The sequence below is a fragment of the Thioclava sp. UBA3469 genome (assembly GCF_002378135.1).
Lineage (GTDB): Bacteria > Pseudomonadota > Alphaproteobacteria > Rhodobacterales > Rhodobacteraceae > Thioclava > Thioclava sediminum.
The window spans coordinates 1-11,236 of record NZ_DFRG01000215.1 but is presented as its reverse complement, the minus strand read 5'-3'; the positions used below and the strand labels follow the sequence as shown (position 1 = coordinate 11,236).

At 64.8% G+C, this 11,236-nt stretch carries 10 protein-coding genes; 6 read left to right on the top strand and 4 right to left on the bottom strand.

The genetic code is table 11. The annotated features are described in order from the left end of the window. Positions 1-671 (bottom strand): dienelactone hydrolase family protein (locus tag B3D39_RS15955; RefSeq protein WP_286789870.1); only part of this gene is annotated, 671 nt, incomplete at its 3' end. A gap of 244 nt (positions 672-915) precedes the next feature. On the opposite strand from B3D39_RS15955, the gene B3D39_RS15950 reads away from it, so the two are divergent. Both B3D39_RS15950 and B3D39_RS15945 read left to right on the top strand, forming a co-directional pair. After that, positions 916-2,046, top strand: a complete 1,131-nt coding sequence (locus B3D39_RS15950) for an HlyD family secretion protein (protein WP_274962386.1) — start codon at positions 916-918, stop codon at positions 2,044-2,046. Between the two features lie 12 nt (positions 2,047-2,058). Next, positions 2,059-4,047, top strand: a complete 1,989-nt coding sequence (locus B3D39_RS15945) for a glycosyltransferase (protein ID WP_274962385.1) — start codon at positions 2,059-2,061, stop codon at positions 4,045-4,047. A 17-nt stretch (positions 4,048-4,064) separates the two neighbouring features. Here B3D39_RS15945 and B3D39_RS15940 read toward each other — a convergent pair whose 3' ends face one another. Then, on the bottom strand, positions 4,065-4,643 hold the full coding sequence (locus B3D39_RS15940; RefSeq protein WP_274962384.1) for a hypothetical protein: 579 nt from the start codon (positions 4,641-4,643) through the stop codon (positions 4,065-4,067). A gap of 278 nt (positions 4,644-4,921) precedes the next feature. Here B3D39_RS15940 and B3D39_RS15935 point away from each other — a divergent pair, with 278 nt between their 5' ends. Then, the gene (locus tag B3D39_RS15935) at positions 4,922-6,055 is read left to right on the top strand and encodes a cache domain-containing protein (protein WP_274962383.1); all 1,134 of its coding nucleotides are present in this window, start codon (positions 4,922-4,924) and stop codon (positions 6,053-6,055) included. A 69-nt stretch (positions 6,056-6,124) separates the two neighbouring features. Here B3D39_RS15935 and B3D39_RS15930 read toward each other — a convergent pair whose 3' ends face one another. Then, positions 6,125-6,691: a PAS and helix-turn-helix domain-containing protein gene (locus B3D39_RS15930; RefSeq protein WP_274962382.1), complete on the bottom strand. Its 567-nt coding sequence runs from the start codon at positions 6,689-6,691 to the stop codon at positions 6,125-6,127. Positions 6,692-6,785: 94 nt separating this feature from the next. Between B3D39_RS15930 and B3D39_RS15925 the strand changes: the two genes are divergently transcribed. Genes B3D39_RS15925 through B3D39_RS15915 form a run of 3 tightly spaced genes read left to right on the top strand, consistent with a single transcriptional unit; the run spans position 6,786 to position 10,254 of the window. Then, a complete protein-coding gene (locus B3D39_RS15925; RefSeq protein ID WP_274962381.1) occupies positions 6,786-7,952 on the top strand; it encodes an acetyl-CoA acetyltransferase in 1,167 nt (388 codons plus the stop codon). After that, positions 7,949-9,451: a class I adenylate-forming enzyme family protein gene (locus B3D39_RS15920; RefSeq protein WP_274962380.1), complete on the top strand. Its 1,503-nt coding sequence runs from the start codon at positions 7,949-7,951 to the stop codon at positions 9,449-9,451. The genes B3D39_RS15925 and B3D39_RS15920 overlap by 4 nt, the downstream gene beginning before the upstream one ends. Then, on the top strand, positions 9,451-10,254 hold the full coding sequence (locus tag B3D39_RS15915; RefSeq protein ID WP_274962379.1) for a 3-hydroxybutyrate dehydrogenase: 804 nt from the start codon (positions 9,451-9,453) through the stop codon (positions 10,252-10,254). Before B3D39_RS15920 ends, B3D39_RS15915 begins: the two co-directional genes overlap by 1 nt. Positions 10,255-10,361: 107 nt before the next feature. On the opposite strand, the gene B3D39_RS15910 is transcribed toward B3D39_RS15915, so the two are convergent. Continuing rightward, positions 10,362-11,236, bottom strand: an 875-nt coding sequence (locus tag B3D39_RS15910; protein WP_286789869.1) for a tripartite tricarboxylate transporter permease, incomplete at its 5' end; no start/stop codon positions are given.

Sequence of the window (11,236 nt, the reverse complement as noted above, 5' to 3'; positions counted from 1 at the left end):
GCAGAGTCGGGCGCAGCCCCGTAGAGCGGCACGCCCGCGCCCATCTCGGGATAGGCGACGGCGAGCTTGTTCACCACGCCCCCGCCATAGCAGAACCCAGTCGCGCCGACCTTGCCATTGGTGCCGTCGAGCGTCTGGAGATACTCGAACCCGGCGAAGAAATCGTTGAGCAGCGCGCCCTGATCGAGGCTGCGCTGCATCGTGCGCCCCTCGTCATCATTGCCCGGATATCCGCCGAGCGAGGACAGCCCATCGGGGCCCATCGCCACGAAGCCCGCCTTGGCCAACCTGCGCACCACGTCGCGGATATAGGGGTTCAGGCCGCGGTTCTCATGCACGACGAGGATCGCGGCGGGCGGGGTGTCCGGATCGATCTGCGTCGGGCGCACGAGATAGGCGGTAATCTCGCCGGTGCCGTTTGGGCTGTCATAGGTGATGTCTTCGCCCAGAATGTCGGGATCGTCCTCGGCCACTTGCTGAGCCAGCGCATAATCGGGGGCAAGCGCCCCGAGGATCGCCAGCGCGGTCACGCCGCCCACTGCCCATTTCCCCGCCCGATCGAGAAATTCCCGTTTCGAGATCTTGCCATGGACATAGTAATCGTAAAGATCGAGAAGTTCCTGGTCGAAATCGGCCGCCGTCAAGCGACGCGCATTGGCTGGATCGGTCATGGTGAATCCTCCTCCTGAGACCGGGAAGCATATCACGAACGAGTGATTTTCATTCGCATTATCGACGCGCATTTCATGCGAGGCGCCCTCCTCACGCCGCCGCTCATCTTGGGTGCCGCGTCGCATCACAAACCAAATATTCTCAATAGACCTTGGGTTGCATCTTGCAATTACGTTACGTTTATAGGTTGTTAAACCTATTGGCCCCGCCCCGCTGTAACGTGTCATCTCGAGGAGCCCCGAATTGAAAACTTTTCGCCCTGTCATCGGTATCGTTTTAGTCGCGGGCGCGCTTTGGGTGATCGTCGGAGAGCAGATGTCGGGCGTGAGCGCCGATGCCGTCGTCAATGCGCCCGTGGTCACGGTGCGCAGCAGCACCGCCGGCAAACTCTCGATGCCGAAACGACCGCTTGGCGCCCATGTCGACAAGGGTGAGCGGCTGGCCACCGTCGATGATATCCTTTCGGACACGACGCGGCTCGAAGATTTGCGAATGGAGCAGGCGAATGCCGAGGCGAATGTCGCGCGGATCAAAAGCGACCTCGCCGCCAAACGCACGCAACGCGACGCCTATAGCGCGCGCACTAAGCTCTATCGCACGCATCGCATCGCCGAGATCGAGACGAAGCTGAAATTCGCCCGCGCGCGGCTCGACCGGCTGCAGCCCAATGCGCAAAGCTCGGAGACGAGTGCCACGAAAGTGGCGCAGACCGCCCCGGCGGAGAATGGCCCCGTGACGCAAGCGCGCGAAGACGTGGCGCTGCTTGAAAACGCGCTCGATGCCGCCAAGTCCGGCGTCTATCTGGGCGACGGCTATAATGACGCGCCGAGCTCCGAACAGCGCGGCGCGCTTCTCGACGAGGAGATCGCCTCGCTCGAGGCGGACCTCACCGAGGCCGAGACCCGCGTCCAGACGCTCGACGCGCGCCGGTCGAAGGAACAGACGCGGGTGAACACTCTGGCCTCGAGCCAAGTGACATCGCCTGCAAACGGGATCTACTGGGAGACCCAGCAGGCGGATGGCGTGACGGTGCAGCGCGGCGACCCGATCATGTCGCTCGTCGATTGCGACGTCTCGCTGGTGACCGCCTCGGTGAGCGAAGGCGTCTACAACAACCTCAAGGTGGGCGATTCCGCGACCTTCAAGCTGGCTGCCCGCGACAAGATCTACGACGCGACGATTGCGCGGCTCGCGGGCAGCGGCGCGGCGCGCGTCTACCAGCACCTCGCCATCGCGCCGAGCCAGAAACATCTCGAGCGCTACGACGTGACGCTTCTCGTTCCGGACCTGAAATCCGATGCCGATCTCGACTGTCCCGTGGGGCGCACCGGGCGGGTGTTCTTCGAGCATCGTCCCCTCGACTTCCTGCGCTGAGGGCGGGGCGGCATGTTCTTCTATCCGCAACTGGGAGAGCTTGGCTCGGCGGCGATGCAGCTCATCCTCGTCGTGGGCATCACCGCCATTCTGCCGAGCTTCGTCAAACCGCGGCGCAACTGGCACCGGGCGGTCTTGCTGGGGATCAGCGCTGTGCTCGCGCTGCGCTATATCTGGTGGCGCGCGACCGAGACCCTCGCCCCGCCCGGCCTGACGCTGGATGCTCTGGCGAGCTGGTCTCTCTACGCTCTCGAAGTCTTCACCATGATCGGATCGCTCAGCGCCTTTCTGGTTCTGTCGCGGATCAAGCTGCGCAGCGAGGAAGCGGATCAATACGCCAATCTCCCGACGGAGAAAGAGCCGCTCGTCGCGATCCTGATCGCCACCTATAACGAGGATCGCGACGTTCTCGAACGCACTATCGTGGGCGCGAAATTCCTGCGCCATCGCAACAAGATGATCATGGTCTGCGACGACAGCCGCCGCGATTGGCTGCGCGATTTCTGCGAGACCAAGGGTGTGCGCTACATGCGCCGGGCCGATAACGAGGGGCAGAAGGCGGGCAATATCAACCACGCGCTGGACCGGCTGGCCGAGGAAGAAGTGCAGCCCGATTTCGTGGCGATCCTCGATGCGGATTTCGTGCCCCATCGCGGCTTCATCTCGCGCACGCTGGCGCTGTTCCACGACCCCGAAGTGGGCCTCGTGCAGACGCCGCAACATTTCTTCAACTCCGACCCGATCCAGCACAATTTTCGCCTCGACAGCTCCTACCCGGACGAGCAGCGCTTCTTCTTCGACCAGATGCAGCCCGCGCGCGACGGCTGGGGGATCGCCTTTTGCTGCGGCACCTCCTCGGTCTGCCGCTGGAGCGCGCTGCGCGAGATCGGCGGCTTCAACACCGAGAGCGTGACCGAGGATTTCATGCTGACGCTGGCGTTGCAGAACGCAGGCTGGCGCACCGTCTATCTGGCCGAGCCGCTGACCGAAGGGCTCGCCCCCGAAGGCCTCAAGGAATACATCACCCAGCGCGCCCGTTGGTGCCTCGGCCTGATGCAGATCGCGCGGTCCTCGCTCGGCCCGTTCTCGAAAAGCAACCTGCGACTGCGCGACCGCTGGAGCGTCATCGACTCGATCTTCTATTGGACCACGACCTTCCCCTTCCGGATCGCGGCGATCTGCTACCCGCTGCTCTACTGGTATTTCAACATCACGGTGGTGAATGCGGGCCTCGCGGATGTGCTGAGCTATTTCGGGGTCTATTACCTGTGGAGCCTGATGATACTGAACATGCTCAGCCGCGGCATGGTCGTGCCGCTGCTGAACGACGTGAGCCAGTTGATCGGCGCGATCCCGATCGCGCGCGCCGCGTTCACCGGCTTGCTGCGGCCCCATGGCCACCCGTTTTCGGTGACGGCGAAAGGCGGGGATCGGTCGAAAGTCGTCGTGCAATGGCGGATCATGATGCCGTTCCTGATCCTGTTCTTCCTGACGCTGGGCGGCCTTCTGATCGGGATCGTCTGGGACCGCTTCGCCTATTACGACGCAGGCGACGGCAAATGGGTGATCCTGTTCTGGACGGTCTATAACCTGTTCCTGCTGGCCGCGACCTGCCGTGCCTGCGTCGAGCTGCCCCGGCGCGAAATCCATGTGGCCGACAAGCCCGAGCGGATTTCCTTCGTCTCCGACGGCACGGAATACTGGGTCTGGATGACCTCGTTCACGATGGACACGGTGCGCCTGCGTGGCCTGACCCTGCCGGAACAGACCCGGGGGATCCTGACGATCGACCTGATCACCGACCCGATCGAATGCTACGTCATCGCGAAGACCCGCGATGGCGCGCGCCTCCAGCTTCTGCCGACGGAGGAGCAGCGCGAAGAACTGTTCGTGCGTTTCTATGCCGAAGGGAACGAGCCGGGCGTCAGCCATGTTCGCCCGAGCGCGCTTCTGCACGACATCTACCGCCGTTTCTTGCCGAAATTCTCCTCGGACGAGTGAGCCCGCGGGGCGCGCGATTAATAGGTATTGATGGAGATGCCGACGAAGGCTTCCTTGGCCAACGCGCGCCACCCCGCCCGGATCGAGACCGGCCCGCCGTCGATTTTCTGGGTCACCGCGATGGTACGCTCGGAATAGGTGTCGCTCCCGCCAGCCGAGAGCTCTAGCCCCAGCCCGGAGCGGTTCCCGGCCTGAAACACCGCAAACCAGTCCTGATCGATCGTGTTGTATTGCCCCAGCATGAAGACATGCCCGAAGCTGGTCGGCGTATACCGCTCCAGCCCCACGCGCGCGCCGAGTCGCCAGTTATCGTCCGCCAAGGTGCGCCCGATGCTGGGGCCGAGCTTCAGCGTGCCGATTCCCTCGAGCGCGAAGTCCCGCGTCACGGCCGCGCCGGTCGACCATCCGCCATCGTAATCCGAGAAATTCGCGCTGAAGCTCACTTTCCCGCGCGACATCGAAAAGACCGTGTCGGAGGTATTCTGCGCCGCGTCGAACTGCACAAACGTGCCATCCGCGCGGGCTTGCGAGCCCGCCCCCAGTGACAGTGCCAGACAGGTCGCGATCGCGACGCTTACATCTTGAATCTTTTGCATATTACGTGTCCTGTAAGCCTGTGCCCGAGACCTTTGCGGCCCCTCGATCTGCTATTTGGTTTTTGCGGAAAGACCCGTCGATCGAGCCCTCGCAGCCCCGTGCCCCGGGAGCTTGTTCCTTCGAGTGTTTGGCATCGCTTTGCGCTTTGCAAGCCATCCTTCCGGTCCGCGAAAAAATTTACCTTGAAATGGGCCCGCACCACTTTCTCGCCGTATTTACTCAGTAACCATGATTTAAATCGGACCCCTTCTACAATTAACGTAGGATTGAAGCGAAGATGACCATTCGTCGACATCACAATCTCGGAGGCATTTTCCTACGCACCGCTCTGGCGATGGTGCTCGTCGTGGCAGCGACGGCCGTCTTCGTCGCCAAGGTCGTGTCGGATCAGGCCCATGAATTTCAGACAGCCATTGAACACAAACTGGTCCTGAGAGGCTCGGATGCGATCGCGCTCAGCTTCAACACGGCCCTGATGCGCGAATGGGACAGTATGCATGCCGTTGCGCGAAGCATCGGCACCGCGTCGCAAGACGACATCAACAAGTTCATGGACGCCGTCGCCCGCACCGGGGGTCAGGTCGCCTGGGCAGGCTTCGCCGCGCCCGATGGCACGATCATCTCCGGCTCGAACGGCTATGAAGTCGGCAAGAATGTCAGCTCCAAGCGGTGGTTCCGCGATGGTATCCGCGTGCCGTCGGTCGATTCCATCACCGAGACGGCCACCAATGCGCTGACCGGCAAGATGGAGTATTTCCTGAACCTCTCCACCCCCGTGAAGGGCCCGGACGGCCAGAAGATCGGCGTGCTCGTCTACCGCGTGCGGATCGCATGGGTGCGCAGCTTCCTGTTCGAGGCGAGCAAGGAGCTTGGCATCGACGTGGTCGTGCAGGACATCAACGGCGATACGGTCATCGACACCCGTCACGAGAGCACGCCCCTGCCCAAAAGCCTGACCTCGAGCGCGAGCCTGCGCAGCAAGTCTTCCGGCGTCTTCCACCTTGTCGACGGCAAGGACGGCGGAACCTATGCCTTTGCGCCGGATTTCGTCTGGAACAAACTGCCCAACTTCGGCTGGCGCGTCTTCGCGGTTCTACGCCGCGACAACATCTCGAACGATCTGCCGGTTTTGACGCAGGTGACGCTGGCGACGGTCGCAGCCGCGGCGCTGTGCCTGCTCGGCGTGACGCTGGTGTTCCTCAAGCTGCTGCTGCGCCCGGTCGAGCGGCTGGCAGAGGATGCCAAGAGCATCGCGAACGGCAAATACGTCTTCCCCGAAGAAGCGACGAGCTCTCAGGAAGCCGCCTCGCTGTCGAGCGCGCTCGCGATTATCCAGAGCAAGCTCACCCCGCAGCGTAGCGAACGGCCGCCTCGGTCGACACCTGAGGCGTCACCTGAACCGCATTCGTGATCTGGGCCAGATTTGGAAACGAGACAGAAAGGGGCGCATCGGCGCCCCTTTTTCATTGGGGCGACGCGTCTAGAGCGGCAGCCCCGTCAGCCGCGCCACCAGTTCGGCGGTGTTGCGCGCGCCGAGTTTCGCCTGCAGCCGCGCGCGATGGGCCTCTGCCGTGCGCGGTGACAGCTCCAGCACCCGCGCGATCTCCTTGTTGGTCTGCCCTTCGGCCAGAAGCGCTGCCACCTGCCGCTCGCGCGCGGTCAGATCGACGACGGGCCGCAATTCCGACAGATCGGCAAAGCTCCACACTGCACGCGCGAAGGGATCGTGGGGCGTCAGCGACTGTCCCCGCACCCGGCACCAGAACAGAGACCCGTCGCGGCGCTGCATGATCCGCTCATCGGCATAGCGCCCGGTCTCGCGCATCCGCCGCAACCCGATCTCCCCGATGCGCAGAAACTCCTCCTGCGACGGGTAGAGCACGGCGAGCGAGCGCTGCGGCAACTCGTCTTCGCGATAGCCGAAACTCTCGCAAAACCGCGCGTTGCACCGCTCGATCACCCGGTCGCGGGTGACCGCCAGCCCGACCGGCGCATGCTCGAACGCCAGCACCGCCATCTCATCGCTGTCCAGCAGGTCCTGCTCCATCCTCTTCTCCCGATAGCGTAGTTCTACGAATAGAGGTCGTGCCGCCCCTGCGCTAGTCTCCCCCGCAACGGAGGATCATTGGGAGGAGACCCGCATGGACGCGAAGATCGTCGGCTGGGGCCATACGAAATTCGGCAAGCTGGAGGGGCGCACGCTCGAGGATCTGGTTCTCGAAGCGGGCGGCGGCGCGCTGGAGCACGCAGGGATCGACCCGGCGGAGATCGACGGCATCTGGCTGGGGCATTTCAACTCCGGGCTGGTGCCGGACGGGTTCGCAAGCTCGCTGGCGCTGGGGATCGACGACAAGCTGCGCTTCACGCCCGCGACCCGCGTGGAGAACGCCTGCGCGTCCGGCTCGGCTGCGATCTATGCCGCGCGCGATGCGATCCGCTCGGGCCGGGTGAAGGCCGCACTGGTGATCGGGGCCGAGAAGATGACCGCAAAGGACACCGCAGGCGTGACCGAGGCGCTGGCCGGGGCGTCGTACCAGATGGAGGAAGCGGGCGTCTCCTTCCCGCAGATCTTCGCACGTTTCGCGCAGGCCTATTATCAGGCGCATGGCGACCGTTCCGCGGCACTCGCCCGGATCGCGGCAAAGAACCACCACAACGCGCTCGCCAATCCGCTGGCGCAGATGCGCAAGGATGTGGGGTTCGATTTCTGTAACACGGTCAGCGACAAGAACCCGATGATCGCCCCGCCGCTGCGGATGACCGATTGCTCGCTGATCTCCGACGGGGCGGCGGCGCTGGTCATGGTCGCAGACGACCGCGCGGGCGATTTCGCCAATTCCATCGCCTTCCGCGCAGCCGAGCAGGTCAATGACTTCCTGCCGATGTCGCGCCGCGATCTGCTGGCCTTCGAGGGCCCGGCAGAGGCTTTCCGCCGTGCCTATGCTTCGGCAGGCGTCAGTGTCGATGATCTCTCCTTCGCCGAGGTCCATGACTGTTTCACCATCGCGGAATTGCTCGTCTACGAGGCGATGGGGCTTGTGCCGCAAGGCTCCGGTGCGCGGGCCATCGACGACGGGTTGGTACTGCGCGACGGTAAGCTGCCGGTGAACCTCTCGGGCGGGCTGAAGGCGAAGGGCCATCCCGTAGGCGCGACCGGCGTGTCGATGCATGTGCTGGCTGCGATGCAGCTCACCGGTCAGGCGGGCGAGATGCAACTGCCCGGCGCGGAGCTGGGCTGCGTCTTCAACATGGGCGGCTCGGGCGTCGCGAATTACTGCTCGATCCTCGAAGCGGAGCGCGCGGCATGAACCCGGCGGAGTGGCTGATCCGCAGTGCGGTCCGCACCCCCGACGCCCCCGCGCTGCTGCAGGGCGAGGAGCTGCGCGCCACCTATGCGGAATTCGCCGACCGTGCCGCCCGCATCGGGGCCGCGCTGGTGGCGAAAGGGATCGCGCCGGGCGACCGCGTGGCGCTGTTCGCCAAGAACTGCCCCGAATATCTCGAGGCGATCTATGGCATCTGGTTCGCAGGCGCGGTGGCGGTGCCGATCAACGGCAAGCTGCACCCGCGCGAGGCCGCATGGATCGTTGAAGCTTCCGAGGCGAAGCTGGCCTTCACCGGCGGCCCGGAAAACGATCTGGGCGTCGAAACGGTGGACCTGAAAGGCCCGGCCTATGCCGATCTTCTGCGCCATGACCCGATGCCCGCCCCGGTCGAGATCGCGGAAAGCGAGACGGTCTGGCTGTTCTACACCTCCGGCACGACCGGGCGGCCCAAGGGCGTGTGCATCACCTCGGCCAATGTGCAGGCGATGTGTCTGGGCTATTTCTCGGATGTCGACAGCGTCGAACCGCAGGACGCGATCCTCTACGCCGCACCGATGTCGCATGGCGCGGGGCTTTACAACTTCGTCCATGTGATGCGCGGCGCGCGCCATGTGGTGCCGCGTTCGGGCGGGTTCGAGGCCGACGAAATCCTCGATCTCGCGCCGAAGCTGCAACATGTCTCGATGTTCGCCGCCCCCACGATGATCCGCCGTCTGGTGGACCGCGCCCGCGCCACGGGCCAGACCGGCGAGGGCATCAAGACGATCGTCTATGGCGGCGGGCCGATGTATGTCGCGGATATCATCGAGGCGGTCGAGGTGATGGGGCCGCGTTTCGTGCAGATTTACGGTCAGGGCGAGAGCCCGATGACGATCACCGCCCTCTCGCGCGAATTGGTGGCGGACCGGGCCCATCCGCGCTGGCGCGCGCGGCTGGCCTCGGTCGGTCAAGCACATAGCCCGGTTTCGGTGCGCATCGCCGATGCCGAAGGCCGCCCCCTGCCCGCGGGCGAGACCGGCGAGATCCTCGTGCGCGGGGCCGCGGTGATGGCGGGCTACTGGCAGAACCCCGAGGCGAGCGCGAAGGCGCTGCGCGACGGCTGGCTCTGGACCGGCGATCTGGGCACGATGGACGCGGACGGCTTCGTCACGCTGCAGGACCGCTCCAAGGACATAATCATCTCGGGCGGCACGAATATCTACCCCCGCGAAGTCGAGGAGGCGCTGCTCCTGCACCCTTCGGTCCACGAGGTCGCGGTGGTCGGAAAGCCCGATCCGGAATGGGGCGAGAGCGTCGTGGCCTTCGTCACGCCCGCGCCGGGGGCCGAGATCGACCCCGCCGCCCTCGATCAACATTGCTGCGAGCAGATCGCGCGGTTCAAGCGCCCCAAGGCGTATCGCGTGGTGACGCAGCTTCCCAAGAACAATTACGGCAAGGTGCTGAAAACCGAGCTGCGCAAAATGGTGACGGAGGAGGACTAATGTCGCGACTGGATGGAAAGACGGCTCTGGTAACGGGTTCGGTGCAGGGCATCGGGCTGGCTATCGCAAAATCGCTCGCCGAGGCGGGCGCGCGCATTGCTTTGCACGGTCTGGCCGATGCGGCGCAGGTCGCCGAGGCGACAGCGGTGCTGGAGGCCGCGGGCGCGCCCGAGGTGAAGTTCTTCGGCGCCGATATGGCCGATCCAGCGCAGATCGACGCGATGATGGATGCGATTGAAGCGTGGGGCGGCGCGGATATCCTCGTGAACAATGCAGGCATCCAGCGCACGGCGAGCCTTGCCGAAGCCACGCCCGAGATCTGGAACGCCATTCTCGCGGTGAACCTGTCGGGCGCGTTCCACACGATGCGGCGCGCGATGCCGGACATGGCCGAGCGCGGTTATGGCCGCGTCGTGAACATCGCCTCGGTGCATGGGCTCGTGGCTTCTGCCAACAAGGCGCCCTATGTGGCCTCGAAATTCGGCCTCGTCGGCATGAGCCGGGTGGCGGCGCTGGAATATGCGCAGGCGGGCACGCGCGAGGCGGGCGGCGTCACCGTCAACTGCATCTGCCCGGGCTGGACCGAGACCGACATCCTCGGGCCGCAGATCGCGGAACGCGCAGCAGCCCATGGCGGTGACCGGGCGGCGGGGATCGCGGATCTTCTCGCGGAGAAACAGCCCACACGGCGCCTCTCGGACCCCTCCGAGATCGGGGCGCTCGCGCTGTGGCTTTGTGCGCCAATCGCGCACAACGTGACCGGCACCTCGATCCCGGTCGATGGGGGCTGGACCACGCAATAAGGCTCGGAGGTGAGGAAGGGGCGGCGGGTTGACCACCGCCGCCCCTTCCTTCGAACCGGCGCAGGCCCCTCTGGGGAGGAGCGGGGCCTGCGCTAGGGGGTGCGGTCTCAGTCCGAGATCGCACCCTCGTCATCGCGGCGCTCATGCATCCGCGCTTTCACGAAGCGGCTCAGGAACAGCGGCAGGATGAAGCCCACGATCGCGACGGTCCACAGACCGATCGCCAGCGGGCTGCCGACCAGCGTCCAGTAATCGCCATTCGAGATCGTGACGGCACGGCGCAGGTTGTTCTCCATCGTGTTGCCCAGGAGCGTCCCGAGGATGATCGGCACCAGCGGCACGTCGAGCTTGCGCAGCAACCAGCCCATCACGCCGAAGCCGATCATCACCAGCAGATCGAAGCTGGAGCCGGAAATCCCGTAGATCCCCACGAAGGACACCATCGCGACGATCGGCATCAGGATGCGCGGCGGGATCATCAGCACGCGGGTGAAGATGCCCACCATCGGTATGTTCATCGCGAGCAGCATGAAGTTGGCGATAAAGAGCGCCGCGATCAGGCCCCAGACCACATCGGGGTTGTTCTGGAACAGCAAGGGGCCGGGCGTGATGTTGAGCGACAGAAGCACCGCCAGCAGCACCGCCGTGGTGCCCGAGCCCGGCACGCCGAGCGCCAGCATCGGCACCAGCGCCCCGCCTGCGGCCGCGTTGTTGCCTGCCTCAGGAGCGGCCACACCGCGCGGATCGCCCGTGCCGAAGGTGTTCTTGCGATCGACCAGCTTCTTCTCCATCGAATAGGAGATGAAGGAGCCGAGCGATGCCCCTGCCCCCGGCAGCACGCCCGCGACGAAGCCCAAGAGCGACGAGCGCAGCATGGTCGGCGTCGTCTCTTTCACCATCTTCCACGGCGGCGTGATGCGCCCGACCGAGACCTTGTGGCCCGCGCCGGTGGCCGAGCCGTGGCGGTGCTCGAGGAAGATGA

Coding starts and splice junctions, on each gene's coding strand:
- B3D39_RS15945 (WP_274962385.1), top strand. CDS start 2,059: ATGTTCTTCTATCCGCAACTGGGAGAGCTTGGCTCGGCGGCGATGCAG.
- B3D39_RS15940 (WP_274962384.1), bottom strand. CDS start 4,643: ATGCAAAAGATTCAAGATGTAAGCGTCGCGATCGCGACCTGTCTGGCA.
- B3D39_RS15935 (WP_274962383.1), top strand. CDS start 4,922: ATGACCATTCGTCGACATCACAATCTCGGAGGCATTTTCCTACGCACC.
- B3D39_RS15930 (WP_274962382.1), bottom strand. CDS start 6,691: ATGGAGCAGGACCTGCTGGACAGCGATGAGATGGCGGTGCTGGCGTTC.
- B3D39_RS15925 (WP_274962381.1), top strand. CDS start 6,786: ATGGACGCGAAGATCGTCGGCTGGGGCCATACGAAATTCGGCAAGCTG.
- B3D39_RS15920 (WP_274962380.1), top strand. CDS start 7,949: ATGAACCCGGCGGAGTGGCTGATCCGCAGTGCGGTCCGCACCCCCGAC.
- B3D39_RS15915 (WP_274962379.1), top strand. CDS start 9,451: ATGTCGCGACTGGATGGAAAGACGGCTCTGGTAACGGGTTCGGTGCAG.